The sequence below is a fragment of the Achromobacter arsenitoxydans SY8 genome, from assembly GCF_000236785.1.
GTDB classification, from domain to species: Bacteria; Pseudomonadota; Gammaproteobacteria; order Burkholderiales; family Burkholderiaceae_B; genus Achromobacter; species Achromobacter arsenitoxydans.
Genome location: NZ_AGUF01000007.1, coordinates 25,040 through 46,652 on the forward strand (window position 1 = coordinate 25,040; position 21,613 = coordinate 46,652).

Here is a 21,613-nt window from a genome sequence, read left to right on the forward strand (position 1 = left end):
AGGAGCGAGACGTGTTTCCCGACTTTAGACACCCCAAAGCCTACGTCAGCCTGATCCTGCTGATCGTGATGTTCCTCGTGCCAGCGGTCATGGGCACGCCCTTCTGGACCAACCTGTTCGTCCTGTTGTTCGTCTTTTCCGCGCTCTCGGTCGCCTGGAACATCGTGGGCGGCTACGCCGGCCAGCTGTCCCTGGGCCATGCCGTGTTCTACGGTATCGGCGGCTACACGGCCACACTGCTGACGCAGAACTTCGGCATCTCGCCGTGGATCGGCATGCTGGCCGGCGCCGCCATTTCCGGCGCGGTGGCCATCCTGATCAGCTATCCCACGCTGCGCCTGCGCGGGCCGTTCTTTGCGCTGGCCACCATCGCCATCCTGGAGGTGGTGCGCCTGCTGGTCATCCACGAAGAAAGCTGGACCGGCGGCTCCAGCGGTATCAGCCTGCCCCTGAACATCGGCTGGACCTGGATCGTCTTCCGCGAAAAGATCAACTACGTCATCATCGCCTTCGGCCTGTTCCTGTTCGTGACATGGGTGTCCTGGTACATCCGCAAGTCGCGCATCGGGCACTACCTGATCGCCATCCGCGAACGCGAAGACGCCGCGCTTGCGGTCGGCATCCACACGGTGCGCGTCAAGATCATCGCCGCGGTGGTGTCAGCCATGCTGACCAGCATCATCGGCACCTTCCACATCACCTACCTGACCTTCGTGGACCCCAGCTCGGCGTTTTCGCTCGAGCTGTCCATCCAGGTGGCCATGTTCGCCCTGATCGGGGGGCTGGGCACCGTGTCCGGTCCGATCGCCGGCACCTTCCTGGTGCTGCCCATTGCCGAACTCGCGCGCGGCTGGCTCAGCAGCGTGGGCAACGGCATGCATGGGCTGATCTACGGCCTGATCCTGGTGGCGGTGGTGCTGACGATTCCGCGTGGCCTGGCCGGCGCCTTCGGGCCCTTCGTCGAGCGCATGCTGGCGCGCCTGCCCTATCTGGGCACGCCTCGCCCCAAGCTGAAGCTGGCTGACGAGATCCGTCTGCGCAACGCCACCCGCAGCGATCAACCCGTGCTGAAGGCGGACAAGCTGTTCAAGAGCTTCGGCGGGCTGCGCGCCACCAACGACGTGTCGCTCACGCTGAACCAGAACGAAATCCTGGGCATGATCGGCCCCAACGGCGCCGGCAAGACCACGGTGTTCAACCTGCTGTCGGGCTTTCTGTCGCCGGACAAGGGCGACATCTCGATGCTGGATGCCGACGGCAACTGGGTCCACTGCAAGACGCCCGACGCGTTTGCGCACAAGGGCCTGGGCCGCACCTTCCAGATCGCCAAACCGTTCACGGGCCTGACGGTGCTGGAGAACATCATGCTGGGCGCGTTCATCCGCACCGCCAACCGCGACGAGGCTGAACAGATCGCGCTCAAGGTGGCCGAGCAGACCGACCTGGTCAAGTACCTTAACACCGAGGCGCGCAGCCTCACCGTGGGCGGGATGAAACGGCTGGAGGTTGCCCGCGCGCTGGCGATCAAGCCGCGGATCCTGCTGCTGGACGAAGTCATGGCGGGCCTGAACCCCACCGACATCGAAAAATCCATCCAGATGATCCGCCGCATCCGCGACTCCGGCGTGTCGGTGCTGCTGATCGAACACATGATGCAGGCGACGATGGCGCTGTCCGACCGCATCATCGTCCTGAATGAAGGCGGCGTGCTGGTCAGCGGTGCGCCGAAGGACGTGGTCGAGAATCCCGCCGTCATCGAAGCCTATCTGGGCAAGGAGTATCAGGATGCTTAAGGTTTCGAATCTGTCCTCGGGCTATGGCAAGAGCCAGGTGCTCAATGGCCTGAATTTCGAGGTCAACGCCGGCGAGATCGTAACGCTGATCGGCGCCAACGGCGCGGGTAAAACCACCACGCTCAAGACCTTGTGCGGCGTCATCAACGCCACGCAGGGCAAGGTGGAATTCGAAGGCCAGGACCTGACCAACCGGCAGCCCTACGACATCGTGGACGCCGGCATCACCATGATTCCTGAAGGCCGGCAGCTCTTCCCGCACTTCACCGTGCGCGACAACCTCCTGATGGGATCGTACAAGCGCGCGGCCCGTCCCATCGTCGAACGCAAGCTGGAAGAAGTGCTGCGAATCTTCCCGCGCGTGAAGGAGCGGCTTGCCCAGTACGCCGGATCCCTGTCGGGCGGCGAACAGCAGATGGTGGCGATTGCGCGCGGCATGATGGCCGACCCGAAGCTGCTGGTGTTCGACGAACCCTCTCTGGGCCTGTCGCCGCTGCTGGTGCAGCAGATGTTCGACATCATCCGCGACGTCACCTCGCACGGCGTCACCGTGCTGCTGGTGGAGCAGAACGTGTTCCGCACGCTGCGTCTGGCGGATCGCGGCTACGTGCTGGAGAACGGCGCCATCGTGCGCACCGGCACCGGCGCCGAGCTGCTCAGCGACCCGCATGTCAAGAAGGCCTACCTGGGCCATTGAATCCAAGGACCACAGTCTTATGTCTCTACGCTGCACATTCATCGACCACGGCAAGGGCGGCGCTCCTGATTGCATGCGCGTTGCCGAGCGCGACATGGAAACGCCAACGGGCCGGCAGGTGCTGATCGAGGTTGCCTACGCCGGCGTCAACCGCCCCGACGTGCTGCAACGCTCGGGGTCCTACCCCCCGCCCCCCGGCGCCTCGCCCTATCTGGGCCTGGAAGTGTCGGGCACCATCGTCGCCACGGGCCCCGACGCCCATGACTGGAAGGTGGGCGACCAGGTCTGCGCGCTGACTCCAGGCGGCGGCTACGCCCAGTATTGCCTGGCCGACGAACGCCATTGCCTGCCCGTGCCGCGCGGCCTGGACCTGCTGGCGGCCGCCGCCATCCCCGAGAACTACTTCACCGTCTGGACCAACGTCTTTGACCGCGCGCGCCTGTCGCCAGGAGAGAAATTCCTGGTTCATGGCGGTTCCAGCGGCATCGGCCTGACCGCCATTCAGCTGGCGCGCGCCTTTGGCGCGCAGGTCAGCACCACCGTGGGCAACGCGCAGAAGGCGGACGCCTGCCTGAAAGCCGGCGCGCACCACGCCGTGCAATACCGCGACACGGATTTCGAATCCGAGGTGCGCCAGGCGACCGGCGGCGCCGGGGTCGATGTGATCCTGGACATGGTGGGCGGGTCCTACATCAACAAGAACTTGAGACTGCTGGCGCTGAACGGCCGCCTGGTCCAGATCGCCTTCCTGGAAGGCAGCAAGGCCGAGATCGACGCGTTGCCCATCATGACCAAGCGCCTGCAGTTCACCGGATCCACCTTGCGCCCGCGCTCGGACGAGGACAAGGGCGCCATCGCGCAGGCGCTGGCTGCAAAGGTTCTGCCGCTCATGGAAAAGGGGCAGTGCCTGCCGCTTATCCATCAGGTCTTTCCGCTGGCGGAAGCGGCACGCGCGCATGAACTCATGGAAAGCAGCAGGCACATCGGCAAGATCATGCTGCAGGTGCGGCCATGAGCTCGCGCTTTCAGGACCAGACCGTCATCGTCACCGGCGCGGTGGGCGGCATCGGATCGGCGATCGTCGATGGCTTCCTGGCCGAGGGCGCGCGCGTCGGCCTCGTCGACTTCAATTCGCAGGCCGGCCAGGCCTATGAACAAGCGCTCAGAAAGCGGGGCCACGACGTGTGCTTCGTCCAGACCGACGTTGCGCATTTCGACCAATGCCAGGCGGCCTACGACCGCATTACGGCCGAACTCGGCGCCGCGACCATCCTGGTCAACAACGTCGGCATCTCGCCCAAGACCAGCGGCCGGGCGCTGAAGGTCTGGGAAATGCCGCCGGCCGAATGGAATAATGTGGTCGCGGTCAACCTGAACAGCGTGTTCTACATGACGCGCCTGGCCACGCCGCACATGGTGCAGGAGCGCCGCGGCCGCGTGATCAACATGTCGTCGGTGGCGGGCAAGGCGTACTGCGATATCGTGGCCGCGCACTATGCGGCGACCAAGGCCGGGCTGATCGGCCTGACCCGCCACTGGGCCGCCGAGTTGGGGGAACACCAGGTCACCGTGAACGGACTGGCGCCCGGCCGGATCAGCACGCCGTTGCTCAAGAGCGTGCCTCAGGAAATCAACGACGCCGTGGCCGCCGTGACCGCGCTGCGCCGCCTGGGCACACCCGAGGAAGTGGCGGATGCCTGCCTGTTCTTCGCTTCCGACCAGGCGCGGTTCGTGACCGGGCAGGTCCTGGACGTGGCCGGCGGATGGCTGATGACATAGCAAAAGGCCCGTTCACACATCGAACGGGCCTTTTGCTTGCGGGCGCTTCGGCTGTCAGCCCTGGACACCCAGGCGGTACACGACGGTATCCAGCCTGCTCACCCCGGCCGCCAGGAACTTGGGTTCCTTTTCCAGGATGTCGCGGCGGTCGATGATCGTGGCGGGCGACACGCCGGTGAAGATCTCCTGGACCTCGGCGTCCACCACCGAAAACGGCGGTCCCGCCATCTCTTCCTGCGGGTAGTCCAGCGTGATGAGCAGCCCCCGGTAGGCGGGCGACAACTGCCCGTAGACGTGGCGCACGTAATCGGCGCGCATGGCCTGCGGCAACGCCACCAGCGCCGCGCGATCGTAGACGCCGACGCAATGCGACAGCACCTGCGCATCCATCTTGAAGATGTCGCCGCAGACGATCTCGATATTGCCCGCGACATAATGCTTGCCGTAGGCCGAGTCGTGCGTCACCGGGCGCAGTTCGTTCTCGGCGAAGAACTGCTCCACCGCCAGCTGCGAGAGTTCGGCCCCCAGCACCTGGTGACCCTGCGCCGCCAGCCAGACCATGTCCAGCGACTTGCCGCAAAGCGGGACCAGGACCTTGCCGCCCTGCGGCACGGCCAGGGCCGGCCAGTACTTCTGCAATAGCGGCGTCACCCGGGTTTGGTGAAAGTGCGTGCGCCCCTCGCGCCACCGTTCCAGCCAGAATTCGGCGTCCATACCTTGTCTGCTCCTTTGAATCCGTGTCGCATTCAGCGTGTTGTCTCGCGTCCGGCGGGGCGCCGTGGCGCCCCCAGCGTAGTCCCGGCAGTCGCGGGATCGCTTGATCGCGCGGCTGCCGGTAGCGGGATTGTATTACCCGCCCCGGGCATCAGATCCGGTATTGTTACGGCCTGCATTGCAGCCCCCGGAGACCCTATGCAACGCCGTACCCTGCTCATGGCGCTTGGCGGCATGTGCGCCGCGCCGCTGACCGCCCTGGCCTCGTCCCGTCGCGATGCCATCATTCGCGAGGTGTTCGCGGCCCCGCCTGCGGGCCTTGCGTACTCCGCGCAGCACGCAGCGCTGCTGCGCTTGCTGCGCGTGCAATGGATGCCGATCGAGTCCGGCGCGCCCGCCGTCGATTTCGAACAGCCGCTGCTCGGCGGCGCGGACACGCTCGCGATCGCGCGCGCGGCCCTGAACACCTCCGACGACGCGCTGGCCGTCCGCAGGCTGGCGGAGGTATGCCGGCTGATCCCGCGCTATGTGCAATCCATCGGCAGGCTGCAGCCGGGCCGCCATGCCGTGCCGGCAGAGATGCGCGAGGCGTTCGATTTTCCGGAAAGCGGCGTGGATGCCGCCGGCGTCTTCACACTGCGCAAGGAACACCTGATCCTGCTGCGCGCCGCCGTCTGGCGCGAAGCGGACGCGGCCGCACTGCGGGCAGTCCTGCGCGAAGGCGACCGCTACTGGCCCATGCCCTATGTCGACGGCAAGCGTCCCTACGGCAACGCCGCCTACTACCAGGTCGACATGGCGCAATTGCTGGGCGAGCCCTACCCGCTGGACGCCAAGGGCTACGCCATCACCGATTCCGCCAAGGACGCGCGCCTGGCACGCCTGCATTACGAGACGTTGGCGGCGCTGCAGGTCTTCCTGAGCCACTCTGTCCCCGCCCAACGCAAGCGCCAGGCGACGCCCGAACAACCGGCCAGCTAGGCGCGGTGCAGGAGATTGCGGATGTCGTCCGCGATGGGGACCGCCGCAAGCACCGTCAGCAGCAGCGCCAGCGGCCAGGTCGAACCGAAGCCGAAGTTGAAAAACGAATATGCCCCGATCACGCCGCCCACGAAAAACAGCGTGACCATCAGGCTCAGCACGATCAGCTTGCCGCGGTCGGCCAGCACGGGGGGCATGGCCTGGGCATCGCCTTTGGCCAGGTTCCAGTAGAACAACTTGCCGAATTCGATGCCGATGTCGGTCACCATGCCGGTCACGTGCGTCGTACGGATCTCGGACCGCGATACCTTGGTGATCATGGCGTTTTGCAGCCCCATGATGTAGCACAGCAGCATCACGGTGCCCGGCACGTAGAACCAGCGCAGCGTTTCCAGATTGGCGCCCAGCAGGCCGAAGACCAGCAGGAGCGCCGCCTCGAGCAGCAGCGGCAGCGCGTATTCGCTGGCCAGCCGCGACCGGCGCCCGAAATTGATCAGGAAGGCGGAGCTTGCCGCGCCCGCCATGAAGGACAGCAGCGCCGCCAGGCCCTGCAGCACGACCACCACACCGCCCAGCGCCATGTGGTCCGCCATCATCGACACAATGCCGGACATGTGCGAGGTGTACTGCTGGACGGCCAGGAAACCGCCTGCATTGACGGCGCCGGCCGTGAAGGTCAGCAGATAGGCAAGGTGCCGGTTGGCTTGCGGGCTGCGGCTGACGGCCGTCAGCCTGCGCAGATACGGAATGGTCACGCCTGTCCCTTCAAAACAAGAACGTACTCACTGCGATGCGACTGACATTCTAGGCCCAGGCCTCGGCCTCGGGGCCGCTCAGGGCCTGATGACGGGGAAGTACACGCCCTGCATGCCTCCGTTCATGCCGCAGTACGGCCGGCTCGCGGGCGCCCCGGTGGGCGAGGATTCGGCCAGTTCGACGCCCGCGCCCTTGCGCACCAGCGTCAGCGTCCAGCCATCCGCGTCCGTCGTTTCGACGACCAGGGTGTTTCCCTTGACGGTGCCGATGCCTTCGACGGCGCAAAGCCAGCGGCCATTCAGGGGATGCGCCGCGGATCCGTCGAACGCCAGGCGGCCGTCGGCCAGCTTCTTGACTGAAAATCCGCCGGCCAGGTTTTCCCATTCGCCTTCAAATCCCGGACGCCGCTTGGCCGTCAGGGACGCCAGGAAGGCATCGCGGTACTTCATGCGATCCGCCAGTTCCTTCTGCGGCGTGTCTCCGCCGGAAGGCGACGCATAGCCCTCGTCCCGCACCTGCAGGAAGTAGCGCTGGTCTTGCGCCAGCGCCTGGGCAGCAGCGGCGTCGAAGGATTTTCGGGCCTTGCTGTAATGGCTGGCGATGCTGGCGTCCTGCGCCGCCAGCGCGCCGTCGGCGCAGATGGCCTTTTCGACGGCGCTGCGGGCCTTGGCGCAGTCGAACGACGGCTTGTTTGCCGCCCAGGCAGTCTGAGCGCACAACGCAATCAATAGGACCGACGCGCGGGCAAGGCATTTCATAGCGAGAACTCCTGCAGGTTTGCGACGCGCGCGGCCAGGCCATCGGCGCCCAGATAGTGGCCAAGCTTGCCCGTGCGCACGCGGCGCAGGTCTTCCTGGTAGCGGCTGGCCATGGAATCGCGGACCTCCGCGTAAGCGGCGGCGATGCCGTCGCCGCACGCCTGCGCCACCCGGCGCGCGGCTTCGGGCGCCCCGCAGGCGACGCAGCGCGCCACGCCCAGCGCATCCGCGACCGCGCCGCGCTCGAGCAAACGCTCCACCAGTTCGACAGAGGGATTGCGGTCGAAGCGGTGAATCGCCGTGGCGCTGACGGGCGCGCCGGCGTCCAGCAGGGCCTGGGCTGCGGCATAGGCATGCTGCATCAGCGCGACATCCACCGGCTGGGCGCTGCCGCGCAGCGGGACATCGAAGCGCACGCCCGCCGCCGCCAGCCGGCGGACCAGCAAGGCATCATCGTGGGCCAGCGCATGCTGCAGGGCCAGGCCGGCCAGGCTGGGCGTATCGGCCAGCGTTCCGGCTTCGAGGGGACCACGCCAGTCGAGCAGCGCGCGCCGATAGAACGCAGTCAGCTTGTCGGCGAGCGCCTGGGACATGCCGTAGTCCGACACGCGCTCGTCCAGATATTCCAGCACGCGTATGCCGGTGCTGTCCTTGTCCTCTTGCGGGTCCGTTTCCAGGCACAGCGCCGCGAAGGCGCCGTACAAGTCCTCGGCGACGGTGGCAATGCCATCTTGCTGCAAGGCGTGCGTCCAGCCCGGCAGGCCCTGCTTCCAGGCAACGACACTGCCCGCGCGCGGGCCGGGTTCCAGCGCCACGTAGATGCGGTCGCAGTATTCAAAACCGCCGATCGGCAGGTAGCGCAGCTTGCCATTCCAGGCGGCGCCATCTTCGGCGGCGGCCTCCTGCGCGCATTCTTGCTCGTGTTCGATCCAGCCTTGCAGGTCGCGATACTGGTCGCTGCCGTCGTAGAACAGCTCGGACCAGCTCAGGGCTTCCTCGTTGCCGTCCATCTGCGCGCGCAGGTCATAGGCCAGCTCGCCCCCGGCGGTCAGGCGCCAGAGCTCGACCAGGGCTTGCGGCAAGGGGCCCTCGCAGACGGCTTCGATCTCGGCGATTCGTGCATCGGACAACGGGGGCTGCACGCCGATCAGCACGCGATCCGCGAACAGCGCAACGCCATGCTCGCGCAAGGCGTGCAGTTCGCCGGAGGTAAAAAACTCGCTCATGGTGAATCTTCAGGAACTAGGCTGCTGCGATTCTACTAGCCGTCGGGGCCGGATCGGCGCGATAAGATGGCCGCCCCCCAGTTGATGTACGGAGAATGTCCTTGGCCTTTCACACGAGAACGTATGACACCTACGTGGTGTTGACGGGTCCCTCGGCGCCCTCCCCCTGGACCACTGGGGCCTGGCTGACAGCGGCGCAGGCGCTGGCGCCCTTTGCCGGCTCAGCGCGCGGCAAGGCTGCAGTGCGATGCAGCCAGATCGACAAGGTCACGCGCAAGCGCGCCAGTTTCGGCAGGCTGGGATGGAACGAGGCCTCGCATCGCAAGTGGACGCACGACGTGCCGGAAACGGCGCCATGGACCTTCCTGGGCGCGGAGGCCTGGGCGCCGTCGTGGACGCAATGCGAAAGGGACAATCAGGCGCCGGACTTCTTTGTGGCCCTGACCACGCCCGGCACCGGGCTGCGGGACAAGCCGCTGCGATTCGGCGGCAAGATCCTGGTGGCGTTGGCCTGCGATGCGCCGCAAGACCAGCGGGACCGGCTGCGCGAGGCGGTCGTCGACGTGGCGCGCGGGCTGGACAGCCCCTTGACCGTCCACCAGGAGCGCGCGTGGGGCAAGGCGTCGTACGGCGGCTTCACGGCGGCCATGAACGATCTGAGCATCGTCGGCCTGTTCCAGGGTGGCGATCCTCATCAGCGGCCGCTGGACTTGGCCACCTTCGAGGAATCCTGGACCGCCGTCCCGCTCTGAAGGTCAGGCGGCTTACTCCGCCCCCGCATCGCTCAGCTGCCGGCGCCGGAACTCGCCCTGGCGCACATGCATCCAGCCTGGGTATTCCGGCGGCAGCGCGCTGACTTTGTCCAGCGCGTCCAGTTCGTCCTGCGTCAGCCTGATGCCGGTCGCCGCCAGGTTGTCGTCAAGCTGGTCCACGCGCTTGGCGCCGATGATGACGCTGGTCACCACCTGCTGGTGCAGCAGCCAGGCCAAAGCCACCTGCGCCACGGACACGCCGCGCGCGTCGGCGACCTGCCTCAAGGCGTCGATGCTGTCGTAGGCGCGGTCCCGGTCCACAGGCGGAAAGTCGAACGCCGCCCGGCGGCTGCCGGCCTCGGCCGCGCCGTCGCGCCCGTACTTGCCGCTGAGAAGGCCGCCCGCCAGCGGGCTCCACACCATCAGCCCGACGCCTTCGCTCTGCAGCATGGGCACGAGTTCCCGCTCCAGGTCCCGGCCCGCGATCGTGTAATAGGCCTGCAGCGACTCAAAGCGCGCCAGTCCCAGGCGTTCGGCAATGCCCAGCGCCTTCATGATCTGCCAGGCCGCCCAGTTCGACACGCCCACATAGCGCACGTGCCCGTGCTGCACCAGATTGTCCAGCGCCCGCACGGTTTCCTCCACGGGCGTCGCCGGATCGAAGCCGTGGATCTGGTAGAGGTCGATGTGGTCCAGTTGCAGGCGCGCCAGGCTCTTCTTGATGCCGTCCATGATGTGGAAGCGCGAGTTGCCCCGCGCGTTCACGCCCGCGCCGGTCTGCCCAAATACCTTGGTGGCGATGACCACGTCGTCGCGCGCAACCTTCAGGTCCTTCAGGGCCTGGCCCGTGATGATCTCGGACCTGCCCTCGGAATACACGTCCGCCGTGTCGATGAAATTGACGCCGGCGTCCAGCGCACGCCCGACCAGCCGGTTGGCGTCTTCCTGCTGCAGGTTGCCGATCTTGCTCCAGAGTTCGCCCTCGCCGCCGAAGGTCATGGTGCCCAGGCAAAGTTCCGAGACGAACAGGCCAGTGCTGCCGAATTTCTTGTATCGCATGTTTGCGCTCCTTCGAGGCGTGGCGGGCGCGCCGGGCCCGGGATGGGCCTACGCTGCGACAGCCTGCCGGCTGTGGACACAGTATGCGTCCGGCAGCGGGCGCGGGCGCTGCTTGATCCTGCCCTTTTTTTGCCTGATTCTCCGGCCTGCCCTTCCGCAGCGGGCCCAGGCGTCGATTTCTCCGAAATTCCTGCCTAATCGTCCAGAACTTCGGACCCGCCCCCCACGCGCAGCGCCCGTCCGCAATACACTTGCAGGCACCCAATCCTCCGTTGCTCCGCCGGTCCCCGCGCGCGGGCGGCCCGCCCCCGGGAGTCCCCCATGACACTGTCCTCAGTCCATTCCGACGGCCACGCCGCCGCCAACCAGGACGCCGCCTGCGAGCTTGCACGGGCCGAGCTGCTCTTCACCCTGGAACGGATGACCGGGAGCCTGGAAGGCTCCCTGGACACGCCTATCGAAGGCCTGTACCTGCACCGCCTGTCCCAGCCCACCGGCGCCAAGCCCGGCCTGCAAAAGGCCGCGCTGGCGGTCATTGCGCAAGGATCCAAACGCCTGTTCATCGGCGACGACACCTACGAGTACGATCCCTTCCATTACCTGATCTCCTCGGTGGACCTGCCGGTGGTGGCCAAGGTGTCTGTGGCCAGCCCCACCCTGCCCTACCTGGGCCTGCGGCTGGACCTGAACCCCGAGGAAATCACCGAACTGATCAGCGACGAGAACCTGCCGCCCCTGGTGCCGGCCGAAGCCTCGCGCGCACTCTGTGTCAACCCGCTGGGCGGCACGCTGCTGGACGTGGTGCTGCGCCTGTTGCGGCTGCTGGACGCGCCGCGCGACATCCCCATCCTGGCGCCCATGATCAAGCGCGAGCTCCTGTACCGGCTGCTGATGAACGGCCAGGGCGTCGTGCTGCGCCAGACGGTGCTGCAGGACAGCCAGCTGAACCGAGTGGCCAAGGCGATCCGCATCCTGCGCGACAACTACGCGCAGCCGCTGCGGGTAGAGGAAATCGCCCGCGACGTGCACATGAGCGTGTCGTCGCTGCACCATCATTTCAAGCAGGCCACCGCCATGAGCCCGCTGCAATACCAGAAGCAACTGCGCCTGCAGGAAGCGCGCCGGCTCATGCTGACGGACGATGCGGGCGTGGCGCTGGCCGCGCACGCGGTGGGCTACGAAAGCTCGTCGCAGTTCAGCCGCGAATACAGCCGCCTGTTCGGCGCTCCGCCCCTGCGCGACAAACAGCGCTGGAAGGACGAAACGGCCCTGGCCGCCTGACGGCCAAGCCCCGCCTCAGGTCCCCCTTAGGCGTCGAACTCGATCCGCAGCCCCGGCAGTTCCAGCCCGTCCAGCGCGGTGCTCCAGGTCTCGCCCGCATGCACGGGGTAGGCCTTGGTCAGGGTGCCGGTGGTGACCAGTTCGCCCGCCTGGATCGCCTCGCCGGCCGGGCGGTCGGCCAACACGTCGAGCAGATGCGCCAGCGCCGCCAGCGGGCTCCCCAGCACGTTCTCGCCGCAGCCGGTTTCGCGCCGGACTCCGTTGCAGGACAGCTCGATGCGAAACCGCCGCAGCCGGTCGATAAGGTCCGGCCCCAAGCTGTCCGGCGCCGCGGGCGCCCCGATGAACAGTGCGCCGTGCAAGGCGTTGTCCGCCACGGTGTCGGCCGCCTGGAACTGCCAGGCGGGAAAGTGCGACTGCACCAGCTCGTATCCATGCGCGATCCAGTCCACGCAGTCCAGGATCCTGGCCATGTCCCGGGTCTGCGGCGGCGCCTCCCGGAAATGCAGCACGATCTCCGGCTCGATGCGCGGTTCGACATAGCGGTCCAGCCGGCAGAGCGCTTCGCCGCCGTCGCACTGAACCAAGGTGTTGTCGTAGACCCGGCCCCAAACGGGAAAGTCCACGCCCAGCGCGGCCCACATGGCCGGATTGGTGAAGCCGATCTTGCGGCCGGCCATGCGAGCCCCCTCCGCGACGCGCGCCTCGTGCACGCGGGCCGCCACCTCATAGGCCTGGCTCAGGCCGAAGGCGGGATGTCTTGCGGTAACCGGCGCGATGGCCAAGGCATGGTCCTGCGCCGCCTTGATTTCGCGGGCAAGCGCAAGCGGATCGAATGACATGACGACGGCTCCTTTGCGTTTTTTCGATCCACAGACTTTACGGGGAAAAGCGTCGGCGCGCTGCGTCGGCGTGGCACGCCGGCGCGCTGAGTGCCCGCCCCCGTGCGCCCAGCCGGCCGCGTCCGTTGGCGCATTCTTGTCCACGCTGCCGGGCCGGACCGTAATATGCTCGGCCTGACGCCCCTACCCGAAACGACGAGGACTACGCATGCACGACCTGAATGACCTTTATTACTTCGTCCAGGTCGTCAAGCACGGCGGGTTTGCCCCGGCCGGAAGATCCCTGGACATCCCCAAGTCGCGCCTCAGCCGCCGCATCGCCCTGCTGGAGGAGCGCCTTGGCGTGCGACTGATCCAGCGCTCTACCCGCACGTTTGCCGTGACCGAGCTGGGCCAGGAATACTACGACCAGTGCCTGGCGATGCTGGCGGGCGCCGAGGCCGCGCAGGATGTCATCGACCGCACCCATGCGGAACCGCAGGGCACGATCCGCATCGCCGCGCCCCCCGCGCTGATCTACTACTTCCTGGGCGATGTGGTGGCGCGCTTCATGGAGAAATGCCCCAAGGTCAACGTCTACCTGAAGAGCTTCAGCCGGCCGGTGGACGTCCTGCGCGAAGGCTTCGACCTGGCCGTGCGCGTGCGCTTCGGCCAGATCGAGAGCAGCGACTTGGTCATGAAGCACCTGGGCATGAGCTGCCAGAGCCTGGTGGCCAGCCCGGCGCTGGCGCGCGCCCTGCCCGATTCTTCCGACCTGCACCGGATCGGCCAGCAGCCCACCCTGGCCCTGGGCACGGAGCAGCGCGAATGCCAGTGGCGCCTATGGGGTCCCGACAATGCGCGCCTTGCCGTTCCCTTCCTGCCCCGGCTGGTGACGGACGACATGCTGGCGCTGAAACAGGCCGCCTTGCGGGGCGTGGGCGTGGTCGCCCTGCCCCTGCTGATGATCCGCGAGGAACTGGCTGCGGGCCTGCTCGTGCCAGTGGGCGCGCCCTGGCAGCCGGAACCCGGCAGCGTGCATGCCGTGTTTCCGTCGCGCCGCGGCCTGTTGCCCGCGGTGCGCGAGCTATTGGATTTCATGGCGGCGGAGTATCGTGAAAACGCGCGCTGCGAAGCCGAGACGCAGGCTCGCCACGGCATCCCCTCTCTACAACCCCTCGCGTCATTGTCCGATTTATAGAACTCTGAGATGCGAAATGGCAGTCTAGCGGTCGAATGCTCCTGAATTTAGGATTCTGTCTACGCACTCAGCGTCCTTTTCAACGCCACGCACCCCGCGCGGCGGACAGCACAACCCTAAGGAATCAGCCATGACCAAGCCCTACGTGAAGCTCGACAAGTCCCAAGCCGCCGTTCTGCTGGTGGACCACCAGGCAGGCCTGCTGTCGCTGGTGCGCGACTTCCAGCCCGACCAGTTCAAGAACAACGTGCTGGCCCTGGCCGACCTGGCCGAATACTTCAAGCTGCCCACCATCCTGACCACCAGCTTCGAAGACGGCCCCAACGGCCCGCTGGTCCAGGAACTGAAAGACAAGTTTCCCAAGGCGCCCTACATCGCCCGCCCGGGCAACATCAATGCCTGGGACAACGAAGACTTCGTCAAGGCCGTCAAGGCCACCGGCAAGAAGCAACTGATCATCGCCGGCGTGGTCACCGAAGTCTGCGTCGCCTTCCCGGCGCTGTCCGCCCTGGAAGAAGGTTTCGACGTATTCGTCGTGACGGACGCGTCGGGCACCTTCAATGAAGTGACCCGCAACGCCGCCTGGAGCCGCATGGAGCAGGCCGGTGCGCAACTGATGTCGTGGTTTGGCGTGGCGTGCGAATTGCACCGCGACTGGCGCAACGACGTGGAGGGCCTGGGCACCCTGTTCGCCAACCACATCCCTGACTACCGCAACCTGATGGCGTCGTATTCGACGGTCAAGAACGCCAAGTAAGCCCATGCGGCGGTTCCCGGCCGGTCAGCCCGGCTGCGGAAACGATAAGGCCCAGGCAAGCAGCCTGGGCCTTTGTCTTTGGGCGTTTGTCTTTTACTTCCTGCGGGCGAAGGGGTATGCCTGCTGCGCCAGGAATGTCCCGGGCATGTCGTTGTCCAGGATGCCGTAATTCTGCGGCAGGCGGTTGCCCGCCCCGCGCACGGCGGTGCCGAACAGATAATCAATAAACGAGAAATGCGCCGCGTAGTTCTTGTCGATCGCCTCGGTGTCCGACGAATGGTGCCAGTGGTGGAAGTCGGGCGTCACGATGATGTAGCGCAGCCAGCCCCAAGGCAGCTTCACGTTGGAGTGAATCAGCACGGCCTGGAATCCGACGATGATGATGTAGGCGTCCAGCACCGGCTTCGAAAAACCCAGCACGAACAGCACGCCCAGCACCGCCACACGCGTGATCAGCAGCTCGACAATGTGCAGGCGCGATCCCGCCAGCCAGTCCAGCGTGCGCGTGCTGTGATGCACGGCGTGGAAACGCCACATGAAAGGCACCTCGTGATAAATCCGGTGCGCCGCATATTGCGCCAGATCGGCCACCAGCACGGCCACGAACAGTTCCAGCACGTAAGGCATGGACTGGATCGCCTGCTGTAGCGGCTCGTAGGCGGCCCAGGAAAACAGGCGGTGGATGAAGAAGTTGATGCACAGCAGCACGGCGCCCACCGACAGGTGATTGAACAGGAAGTGCTTCATGTCCACCTGCCACTCGCCGCGAAACACCGGCTGCCCCGGATACAGCGGCGTCAGCTTTTCAAAAATGATGAATACCGTGCTGGACGCCAGCAGGTCCAGGATGAACCAGTCCAGGCCCAGATAGGGATGGCTGCCGGCGGCGGACGGCGTCACGGCGACCTGGCTGCCGCCGGCGGCCACCGCGCAGCACACCAGGAAGAACGCCGAAATGTTCAGCCAGCGCTGGCGGCCCAGCACCGTATTGGCCAGCGAGATCGACCCGGACACCAGCAGCGCGCTGAACAGCAGGGTGCGCATCGCATCCACCGAATAGAAAGCACGCAGCTCCGGGGTAGTCAGATAGGCCGGAAAGTGAAAGGCCAGGACGCCCAGCACCGCCAGGATCGCCAGGAACAGCGCAATGACGCCGCTCATCATCCCCGTCCCCCGGTGGATGCGCCCATCCTGCCTGAAGAGTTCGACGATTTTCCGATAGATGGGCACGCGCTGGTTCATTTCAGTTTCATGGCTGTCCAAGGGAAGCGGAGTGTATCGCCGGGGACAGATGGCCTTGTAATGAAACGTGAGCGTGCGCGACAGAATCGCTCCAGTCGCACCCACGCTTGCGCGCGGTCAACGGGCGGCAAATGGCGCGCGGCGGCAAGGTTGACAAGGCGCAGGGGTTGGCGTGTCATGGAGCAGACGCTGATGGAAGCGTCTTGCCAGGCGCATCATCGGTCCCGTCAACCGGTTCCTTAAGAGGCCCCTATGTTTCCTGAATACCGCCAACTCATCACCCAGCTGAAGTCCGAAAATGCCCATTTTTCGGCCCTGTTCCAGCGGCACAACGACCTGGATCAGGAGATCAAGAATATGGAGGACGGCATCGTGCCGTCCTCGGGCGCCAACATCGAAGTGCTCAAGAAAGAGAAGCTGCACCTCAAGGACAAGCTGTACGGCTTGCTGAAGGCGGCGGAAAAGAACGGCAGCTAGCTGCGCGCCGGCGCGGGACTACATCAGTTCCAGACCCGCGCCCTTGACGACGACTGCGTACTTCGCCATTTCGGAACGGAAGTATGCCTCCGTCTGCTCGGGCGGCATCAGGACGATCCGGTTGTTCTGCGCCGCCATCGCCTGCTTCACGTCGGGCGAATTGAACGCGCGGCCCAGCGCATCATGGATCCGCCGCACGTCGGACGCGGGCAGTTTCGCCGGCCCGGCCGCCGCAAACCAGCCTCCGATTTCATAGTCCGCCAGCCCCTGCTCGCGCAAGGTAGGCAGATCGGGCAGCGCCGCCATGCGTTCGCCGCCACAGGCTCCCAGCGCCTTGAGCGCGCCGCTCTTGACCTGCGGCAGGACCGAAGGCAGGGACAGCACGCCGAAGTCCACCTGGCCGCCGATCAGGTCCGACATCATCGGTCCCACGCCCTTGTAGGGAATGTGCCTGGCCTTCACGCCCGCCTGCTGCACATACATTTCAGCGGCCAGATGCAAGATGGTGCCGTTGCCCGACGAGGCATAGTTGTAGCGGCCCGGCTGGCTCTTGAGCAGCGCGGTCAGCGCCTTGATGTCATTGGCCGGTATCTTCTGCGGATTGGCCACCAACAGGAAGGGCGTCATGCCCACCATGCTGATCGGCGTGATGTCTGTCAGCGGATCAAAGGGCAGGCTCTTGTACACGCTGGGAAAAATGACGTGATTGTTGGACAGCATGCTCAGCGTGTAGCCGTCCGGCGCCGACCGCACCAGCGCCGACGTGCCGACGATGCCGCCCGCGCCCGGCTGATTCTCGATCACCACGGTATGTCCCAATGCCGCGGACAGCGCCGGCCCGGCGGCGCGCGTAATCGTATCCACCCCGGATCCCACCCCCACGGGCAGGATGAATTTCACCGGCCGGTCTGACTGCGCCCAAGCCATGCCCGGCGCGCCCAGTGCCGCGGCGCCCATTGCGCCCAGGAATTGGCGACGGCTCCAGCGCCCGCCTCCACATTGATTGCTCATGTCTGTCTCCTAGTGGTTCTTGTATCGGCCGACTGACGCGGCCGTTTATCTACAGCGGTACAGCGAATTCAGTACTTCCCGCGAACGCCACCTGCCGGCGCCCCAGCAGGCGTCCTGCCCGGATCAGGCCACGGCGCCCTGTTCGCGCATCGCGGCAATCTGTCCGCTGTCGTAGCCCAGCCCTTGCAGCAGCGCATCGGTGTCCGCGCCCAGGACGGGAGGATGCTGCCTGACGCCCAGCCGCTGGCCGTCCATCATCAGCGGAAACAGCGCCGCGCCCGCCATCTGCCCCGCGCGTTCGCCATCGGGCAGGCGGATGTCGGCCAACCCGCCAGTGGCGCGCAAATGCGGATCGTCGTACAGGTCTTCCGGCTTGACGATCGGCGCGAACGGCAGGCCGATCCGTTCGAACGTCGCGGCGAGCTCGGCCGCGCCGTGGTCCGCCAGCCGGCGGCGCAGGTCGGCCAGCAGCGTGGGCCGCTGCCGCACCCGGTCATTGTTGGTGGCCAGCGCCGGATCGTTCTTCAGGTCGTCGTAGCCGAAGGCGTCGCAGAACGTGATCCACTGCGAATCGCTTACCGCAGCCAGGAAGATCTGTTCTCCGTCCTTGACCGTGAACACGTCATACAGCGCCCAGGCCGACACGCGCTCCGGCATTGGCGCCGACGGCTGGCCGGTGATCGCGTACTGCAGCATGTGCTGTCCCACCAGGAACACATTGTTCTCGAACAGCGCCGACTGCACCTCCTGGCCCCGGCCCGTGATGCCCCGCTGGATCAGCGCCGCCATCGCGCCGATGGCGCCGAACATGCCGCCCATGATGTCGTTCACGCTGGTGCCGGCGCGCACCGGGTCGCCCGGCCGCCCGGTCATGTAGGCCAATCCGCCCATCATCTGCACAACCTCGTCCAGCGCCGTGCGCAGCGCATAGGGGCCGGGCAGGAAGCCCTTGTGGCTGACGTAGATCAGACGCGGATTCTCGCGGGACAGGGTTGCATAGTCCAGCCCGTACTTCGCCATCGTGCCCGGCCGGAAATTCTCGGCCACCACGTCGGCGCTTGCCGCCAGCCTGCGCGCGGCCTCGGCGCCCGCAGGGCTCTGTATATCCAGCGCGATGCTCTTCTTGTTGCGGTTGAACATCGGGAAAAAGCCCGCCCCCACGCCTAGCAGGTGGCGAGTGCGGTCGCCCTGCACCGGCTCGACCTTGATGACCTCGGCGCCCAGGTCGGCCAGCACCATGCCGCAAGTGGGCCCCATGACCATGTGCGTGAATTCCACCACGCGCAGGCCGGCCAGCGGCAACGGGCGGGAGAACGGAGAAACGGGAACGTCGGACGTGTTCTGCATGGCAATGCTCGTTGAAAAATCGGGGGTGTGCGCTCAGGCCGGGACAGCTGGGCGCGCATGAAAGGTCTTGGGCAGGCCGGCCCGCCATACCGAGCCATGCAAGGGTTGGCCGGGGAGCCAGCGGCCAGCCTCCTCGCGCAGCGCGAGCAGGCTGGCCATGTCGATACCGGTGCCGATGCCCATGCTTTCCAGCATGAACACCAGGTCTTCCGTGCTGACGTTGCCGCTGGCGCCCGGCGCATGGGGGCATCCCCCGATGCCGGCCAAACAGGCGTCGAACCGCGACACGCCGGTCTCCAGGGCCGCCAGCACATTGGCCAGCCCCAGGCCGCGCGTGTCATGGAAATGCGCACAGCACAAACGGTCGCCGGCGATGCGCCTCGCCTCCCCGAACAAGCGGCTCACCGATGCCGGATCGGCGTAGCCCACGGTATCGGCCAGGCTCACGCGGTCCGCGCCTGCGTCCAGCAGCGCCTGCATCAGGCGCAGCACTTCATCCGGCCGGACCTCGCCCTGCAAGGTGCAGCCAAAGGCCGTCCCCACCCCGCCCTCGATCAGCATGGCCGAGCCAGCCGCATCGCGCGCGGCCCGCATCTGTCCGACCATGGCGACCACCTCCTGCGGCGTCTTGCGCAGATTCGCCAGGCTGTGCGCGTGGCTGGCCGACAGCGGCACCAGCATCAAATCGGCGCCGCTGGCCAGGGCGCGTTCGGCACCCTTCATGTTGGGCACCAGCACAGACACAGAAAGGCCGGGCAGGCGGCGGGCATGGGCAACCAGATCGCCCGTGTCCGCCAACTGCGGCAACAAGGCGGCAGGCACGAAAGAGCCAACCTCGATCTCGCGCTGTCCCGCCGCATAAGCCGCGTCGATCCACGCCAGCTTGGTCTGCGTGGGCAGCACAACGGGCAGGCTCTGCAGGCCGTCACGCAGGCCGACTTCACGGACGGTGGCGACACGGGGAAGATTGGACAGGGGGAAAGCGGGCATGGCGAACTGGACGGACGTGATCGGGAGCTGCCAGTTTTAGATATTCTCAAAATCGCCACAAGCGGTATTTTGGAACCGCTAAAATTCCCAACTGGAATATCTTGAGCCAGCACGCCAACATGCGCGATCTCGACATCACCACCCTGCGGCTGTTCATCTCCGTCTGCGAAACCGGCAACATCGCCCGAGCCGGGCAGCGCGCCAACATCGTGGGGTCGGCCATCAGCAAAAGACTGGCCCAACTGGAGGACACCGTCGGCGCCAAGCTGCTCACGCGCAAGCGCCGCGGCGTGGAACCCACCGAGGCCGGCGAGACCCTGCTGGAGCACGCGCGCGCCATCCTGGCCAGTTCGGAACGCATCGAGCGCGACATGTCCGCGTACGCCAGCGGCGTAAAGGGCCAGGTGCGGATACTGGCGACGGCATCAGTGCTGGCCGAATCATTGGCCGAGGACATTGCGGCGTTCCTGCAGGCGGCCCCACACCGCAACATCAGCGTCGACATGGAAGAAAGGGTCAGCCACGAGGTGGTGCGCGGCGTCAAGGAGGGCATCGCCAGCCTGGGCATCTGCTGGGATGCAGCCGACTTTCATGGCTTGGCCCGCCGCCCCTACCGCGGCGACCGCCTGGCCGTCGTCACCGCGCCTGGACATCCGCTGGCGCGGCGCGATGCGGTCTGGTTCGAAGAAGCGCTGGATTACGAACACGTCAGCATGCCCGCGGCCGGCGCAGTGCTGCGCATGCTGCAGACAGCGGCGAGCCACAGCGGCAGGACGCTGCGGCATCGTGTCACGGTCAGCAACTTCGATTCCGCGTTCCGGGTGGTGCTGGCCGGTCTGGCGATCAGCGTCGCGCCCATCGAAGTCGCCACGCCCTACGCTCTGGCGCACGGCCTGCGGGTGCTGCCGCTCAAGGACGACTGGAGCCGCCGCCGCTTTGCCATCTGCATGCGCAGCGAAACCGGCCTGCCCGCCGCCGCGGCCCTGCTGCTGGAACACCTGGCCGCGGCAGGCGCGGCCAGTAGCCTTAGCGCCCCGCCCTCCTGATTTTCCTGCATGCCCACCGCCGCCATTCCAGGATTTCTGCCGGGCCCGAGCCTGATCGTCGCCATCGGCGTAAGGCTTGTGACTTAGCCGCCGTCATCCGTACGACGGACGCCCTTGCGCCATTCCCGCTGATACGCTGGCCTGCCACTCAGCAACGGGATACCGGCCATGAGAATCCCCCTAGCCGCCACTTGCGCGCTTGCCGCCTTGCTATCGAGCGGCGCGGCCTGCGCCCAGTATGTGGTGCAGACCCAGGACATGGGCGGCAAATGGAGCGTGCCGAATCCTCATTACCCGGGCGTGCCGGAGCTGTTCCGGGCAAGTTCCGGCGCCAAGCGCGCCTGCCTGGACCGAGGCCCGCCCAGCAATCTCTACCGCGCCACCAAGGTCATCGACCTGCGCACCGGCGAAGAGGTGCTGCTGGTCGATTGCCTTCCCATTCGCAAGGAACAGCGTGAACGGTCCGAGCAGATCCGGGCCAATGCCGCAAAGTCGACGGCGCAGTAGGAAGGACCAGGCGTGCCTCGCGCCCCCGGCTAACGCCCGGGGGCGGAGGCTTTTTCGCCGGCGGACGAATTCATGTATTCCTTGACGGTGTGGTCCCGGTTGTAGATCACCGTCAGCGTGCGCTGATCCTGCATCGCCCCGAATTCGCTGTTGTTGAAATAAAACCAGGTCGCGGTCTGCAGGCCCTGCGCATTGACGTGCTGCGACCGGGGCGGCCCGAACTGCCGGATCATCTCGTCGAGCGTGGTGACGTTGATCTTGATGGCTTCCACCTTCTCCTGGGTGACCAGGTCCCCCGAAACGGGAGCGGCGCAGCCCGTCACGATGGCGGCCGCGAAAAGCAAGGGCAATCTCATTCAGTTTCCCCGATCCTGTGGGCCGCCATCAGCGGCTGTCTTGTTGGCGAATTCCGGATGCC

The 21,613-nt window shown here is 66.3% G+C and carries 22 protein-coding genes and 1 pseudogene; 12 read left to right on the forward strand and 11 right to left on the reverse strand.

Annotation, left to right across the window (positions count from 1 at the left end):
* The first annotated feature begins 11 nt into the window (after positions 1 to 11).
* Genes KYC_RS01110 through KYC_RS01125 form a run of 4 tightly spaced genes read left to right on the forward strand, consistent with a single transcriptional unit; the run spans position 12 to position 4,269 of the window.
* On the forward strand, positions 12 to 1,793 hold the full coding sequence (locus KYC_RS01110) for a branched-chain amino acid ABC transporter ATP-binding protein/permease (RefSeq protein WP_008157958.1): 1,782 nt from the start codon (positions 12 to 14) through the stop codon (positions 1,791 to 1,793).
* The gene (locus KYC_RS01115; RefSeq protein ID WP_008157960.1) at positions 1,786 to 2,490 is read left to right on the forward strand and encodes an ABC transporter ATP-binding protein; all 705 of its coding nucleotides are present in this window, start codon (positions 1,786 to 1,788) and stop codon (positions 2,488 to 2,490) included. Before KYC_RS01110 ends, KYC_RS01115 begins: the two co-directional genes overlap by 8 nt.
* A 19-nt stretch (positions 2,491 to 2,509) precedes the next feature.
* The gene (locus KYC_RS01120) at positions 2,510 to 3,505 is read left to right on the forward strand and encodes an NAD(P)H-quinone oxidoreductase (RefSeq protein ID WP_043517223.1); all 996 of its coding nucleotides are present in this window, start codon (positions 2,510 to 2,512) and stop codon (positions 3,503 to 3,505) included.
* The gene (locus tag KYC_RS01125) at positions 3,502 to 4,269 is read left to right on the forward strand and encodes an SDR family oxidoreductase (RefSeq protein WP_008157964.1); all 768 of its coding nucleotides are present in this window, start codon (positions 3,502 to 3,504) and stop codon (positions 4,267 to 4,269) included. The genes KYC_RS01120 and KYC_RS01125 overlap by 4 nt, the downstream gene beginning before the upstream one ends.
* A gap of 54 nt (positions 4,270 to 4,323) precedes the next feature.
* Here KYC_RS01125 and KYC_RS01130 read toward each other — a convergent pair whose 3' ends face one another.
* Entirely contained in the window at positions 4,324 to 4,983 is a 660-nt protein-coding gene (locus KYC_RS01130) for a thiopurine S-methyltransferase (protein WP_008157966.1), read from the reverse strand.
* A gap of 198 nt (positions 4,984 to 5,181) precedes the next feature.
* Here KYC_RS01130 and KYC_RS01135 point away from each other — a divergent pair, with 198 nt between their 5' ends.
* A complete protein-coding gene (locus KYC_RS01135) occupies positions 5,182 to 5,964 on the forward strand; it encodes a hypothetical protein (RefSeq protein ID WP_008157968.1) in 783 nt (260 codons plus the stop codon).
* Positions 5,965 to 5,981: 17 nt separating this feature from the next.
* Here the strand turns inward: KYC_RS01135 and KYC_RS01140 are convergent.
* The 3 genes and pseudogenes from KYC_RS01140 to KYC_RS01150 all read right to left on the reverse strand — a co-directional run.
* Positions 5,982 to 6,719: pseudogene (locus KYC_RS01140) on the reverse strand (YoaK family protein); the annotation flags it as partial.
* 78 nt (positions 6,720 to 6,797) lie between these two features.
* Complete coding sequence (locus tag KYC_RS01145; protein WP_008157972.1) at positions 6,798 to 7,478, reverse strand: lysozyme inhibitor LprI family protein; 681 nt, start codon at positions 7,476 to 7,478, stop codon at positions 6,798 to 6,800.
* The gene (locus tag KYC_RS01150) at positions 7,475 to 8,704 is read right to left on the reverse strand and encodes an SMI1/KNR4 family protein (protein WP_008157974.1); all 1,230 of its coding nucleotides are present in this window, start codon (positions 8,702 to 8,704) and stop codon (positions 7,475 to 7,477) included. Before KYC_RS01150 ends, KYC_RS01145 begins: the two co-directional genes overlap by 4 nt.
* A gap of 101 nt (positions 8,705 to 8,805) precedes the next feature.
* Here KYC_RS01150 and KYC_RS28355 point away from each other — a divergent pair, with 101 nt between their 5' ends.
* On the forward strand, positions 8,806 to 9,456 hold the full coding sequence (locus KYC_RS28355) for a hypothetical protein (RefSeq protein WP_008157976.1): 651 nt from the start codon (positions 8,806 to 8,808) through the stop codon (positions 9,454 to 9,456).
* A 12-nt stretch (positions 9,457 to 9,468) separates the two neighbouring features.
* On the opposite strand, the gene KYC_RS01160 is transcribed toward KYC_RS28355, so the two are convergent.
* Positions 9,469 to 10,515 carry an aldo/keto reductase gene (locus KYC_RS01160; RefSeq protein ID WP_008157978.1) on the reverse strand — a complete coding sequence of 349 codons (1,047 nt, stop codon included), beginning with the start codon at positions 10,513 to 10,515 and terminating at the stop codon, positions 9,469 to 9,471.
* A 321-nt stretch (positions 10,516 to 10,836) separates the two neighbouring features.
* Between KYC_RS01160 and KYC_RS01165 the strand changes: the two genes are divergently transcribed.
* On the forward strand, positions 10,837 to 11,796 hold the full coding sequence (locus tag KYC_RS01165) for an AraC family transcriptional regulator (protein WP_008157980.1): 960 nt from the start codon (positions 10,837 to 10,839) through the stop codon (positions 11,794 to 11,796).
* 26 nt (positions 11,797 to 11,822) lie between these two features.
* Here the strand turns inward: KYC_RS01165 and KYC_RS01170 are convergent, their stop codons facing one another.
* Complete coding sequence (locus tag KYC_RS01170) at positions 11,823 to 12,638, reverse strand: 2-keto-4-pentenoate hydratase (protein WP_008157982.1); 816 nt, start codon at positions 12,636 to 12,638, stop codon at positions 11,823 to 11,825.
* A 208-nt stretch (positions 12,639 to 12,846) separates the two neighbouring features.
* On the opposite strand from KYC_RS01170, the gene KYC_RS01175 reads away from it, so the two are divergent.
* Complete coding sequence (locus KYC_RS01175) at positions 12,847 to 13,818, forward strand: LysR substrate-binding domain-containing protein (RefSeq protein ID WP_008157984.1); 972 nt, start codon at positions 12,847 to 12,849, stop codon at positions 13,816 to 13,818.
* A gap of 130 nt (positions 13,819 to 13,948) precedes the next feature.
* The gene (gene ycaC / locus KYC_RS01180; RefSeq protein ID WP_008157986.1) at positions 13,949 to 14,575 is read left to right on the forward strand and encodes an isochorismate family cysteine hydrolase YcaC; all 627 of its coding nucleotides are present in this window, start codon (positions 13,949 to 13,951) and stop codon (positions 14,573 to 14,575) included.
* A 93-nt stretch (positions 14,576 to 14,668) separates the two neighbouring features.
* Here the strand turns inward: ycaC and KYC_RS01185 are convergent, their stop codons facing one another.
* Positions 14,669 to 15,817: a sterol desaturase family protein gene (locus KYC_RS01185; RefSeq protein WP_008157989.1), complete on the reverse strand. Its 1,149-nt coding sequence runs from the start codon at positions 15,815 to 15,817 to the stop codon at positions 14,669 to 14,671.
* A 252-nt stretch (positions 15,818 to 16,069) separates the two neighbouring features.
* Between KYC_RS01185 and KYC_RS01190 the strand changes: the two genes are divergently transcribed.
* Positions 16,070 to 16,294 (forward strand): HP1242/YdcH family protein, encoded by a 225-nt coding sequence (locus KYC_RS01190; protein ID WP_008157991.1) that lies wholly within the window; start codon positions 16,070 to 16,072, stop codon positions 16,292 to 16,294.
* A gap of 18 nt (positions 16,295 to 16,312) precedes the next feature.
* Here KYC_RS01190 and KYC_RS01195 read toward each other — a convergent pair whose 3' ends face one another.
* From KYC_RS01195 to KYC_RS01205, 3 genes are all read right to left on the reverse strand, one after another.
* Positions 16,313 to 17,305 (reverse strand): Bug family tripartite tricarboxylate transporter substrate binding protein, encoded by a 993-nt coding sequence (locus KYC_RS01195; protein WP_043517225.1) that lies wholly within the window; start codon positions 17,303 to 17,305, stop codon positions 16,313 to 16,315.
* 123 nt (positions 17,306 to 17,428) lie between these two features.
* Entirely contained in the window at positions 17,429 to 18,652 is a 1,224-nt protein-coding gene (locus KYC_RS01200; protein WP_008157996.1) for a CaiB/BaiF CoA transferase family protein, read from the reverse strand.
* A gap of 33 nt (positions 18,653 to 18,685) precedes the next feature.
* Positions 18,686 to 19,642 carry a hydroxymethylglutaryl-CoA lyase gene (locus KYC_RS01205; RefSeq protein ID WP_008157998.1) on the reverse strand — a complete coding sequence of 319 codons (957 nt, stop codon included), beginning with the start codon at positions 19,640 to 19,642 and terminating at the stop codon, positions 18,686 to 18,688.
* Positions 19,643 to 19,761: 119 nt separating this feature from the next.
* Between KYC_RS01205 and KYC_RS01210 the strand changes: the two genes are divergently transcribed.
* Positions 19,762 to 20,688: a LysR family transcriptional regulator gene (locus KYC_RS01210; RefSeq protein ID WP_043517254.1), complete on the forward strand. Its 927-nt coding sequence runs from the start codon at positions 19,762 to 19,764 to the stop codon at positions 20,686 to 20,688.
* A gap of 168 nt (positions 20,689 to 20,856) precedes the next feature.
* Positions 20,857 to 21,195, forward strand: coding sequence for a hypothetical protein (locus KYC_RS01215; RefSeq protein WP_139026483.1), 339 nt, complete (start codon positions 20,857 to 20,859; stop codon positions 21,193 to 21,195).
* A 29-nt stretch (positions 21,196 to 21,224) separates the two neighbouring features.
* Here the strand turns inward: KYC_RS01215 and KYC_RS01220 are convergent, their stop codons facing one another.
* On the reverse strand, positions 21,225 to 21,551 hold the full coding sequence (locus tag KYC_RS01220; protein ID WP_043517229.1) for a hypothetical protein: 327 nt from the start codon (positions 21,549 to 21,551) through the stop codon (positions 21,225 to 21,227).
* Positions 21,552 to 21,613 lie beyond the last annotated feature (62 nt).

Coding starts and splice junctions, on each gene's coding strand:
- KYC_RS01115 (WP_008157960.1), top strand. CDS start 1,786: ATGCTTAAGGTTTCGAATCTGTCCTCGGGCTATGGCAAGAGCCAGGTG.
- KYC_RS01120 (WP_043517223.1), top strand. CDS start 2,510: ATGTCTCTACGCTGCACATTCATCGACCACGGCAAGGGCGGCGCTCCT.
- KYC_RS01125 (WP_008157964.1), top strand. CDS start 3,502: ATGAGCTCGCGCTTTCAGGACCAGACCGTCATCGTCACCGGCGCGGTG.
- KYC_RS01130 (WP_008157966.1), bottom strand. CDS start 4,983: ATGGACGCCGAATTCTGGCTGGAACGGTGGCGCGAGGGGCGCACGCAC.
- KYC_RS01135 (WP_008157968.1), top strand. CDS start 5,182: ATGCAACGCCGTACCCTGCTCATGGCGCTTGGCGGCATGTGCGCCGCG.
- KYC_RS01145 (WP_008157972.1), bottom strand. CDS start 7,478: ATGAAATGCCTTGCCCGCGCGTCGGTCCTATTGATTGCGTTGTGCGCT.
- KYC_RS01150 (WP_008157974.1), bottom strand. CDS start 8,704: ATGAGCGAGTTTTTTACCTCCGGCGAACTGCACGCCTTGCGCGAGCAT.
- KYC_RS01160 (WP_008157978.1), bottom strand. CDS start 10,515: ATGCGATACAAGAAATTCGGCAGCACTGGCCTGTTCGTCTCGGAACTT.
- KYC_RS01165 (WP_008157980.1), top strand. CDS start 10,837: ATGACACTGTCCTCAGTCCATTCCGACGGCCACGCCGCCGCCAACCAG.
- KYC_RS01170 (WP_008157982.1), bottom strand. CDS start 12,638: ATGTCATTCGATCCGCTTGCGCTTGCCCGCGAAATCAAGGCGGCGCAG.
- KYC_RS01175 (WP_008157984.1), top strand. CDS start 12,847: ATGCACGACCTGAATGACCTTTATTACTTCGTCCAGGTCGTCAAGCAC.
- ycaC (WP_008157986.1), top strand. CDS start 13,949: ATGACCAAGCCCTACGTGAAGCTCGACAAGTCCCAAGCCGCCGTTCTG.
- KYC_RS01185 (WP_008157989.1), bottom strand. CDS start 15,817: ATGAACCAGCGCGTGCCCATCTATCGGAAAATCGTCGAACTCTTCAGG.
- KYC_RS01190 (WP_008157991.1), top strand. CDS start 16,070: ATGTTTCCTGAATACCGCCAACTCATCACCCAGCTGAAGTCCGAAAAT.
- KYC_RS01195 (WP_043517225.1), bottom strand. CDS start 17,305: ATGAGCAATCAATGTGGAGGCGGGCGCTGGAGCCGTCGCCAATTCCTG.
- KYC_RS01200 (WP_008157996.1), bottom strand. CDS start 18,652: ATGCAGAACACGTCCGACGTTCCCGTTTCTCCGTTCTCCCGCCCGTTG.
- KYC_RS01205 (WP_008157998.1), bottom strand. CDS start 19,642: ATGCCCGCTTTCCCCCTGTCCAATCTTCCCCGTGTCGCCACCGTCCGT.
- KYC_RS01210 (WP_043517254.1), top strand. CDS start 19,762: ATGCGCGATCTCGACATCACCACCCTGCGGCTGTTCATCTCCGTCTGC.
- KYC_RS01215 (WP_139026483.1), top strand. CDS start 20,857: ATGAGAATCCCCCTAGCCGCCACTTGCGCGCTTGCCGCCTTGCTATCG.
- KYC_RS01220 (WP_043517229.1), bottom strand. CDS start 21,551: ATGAGATTGCCCTTGCTTTTCGCGGCCGCCATCGTGACGGGCTGCGCC.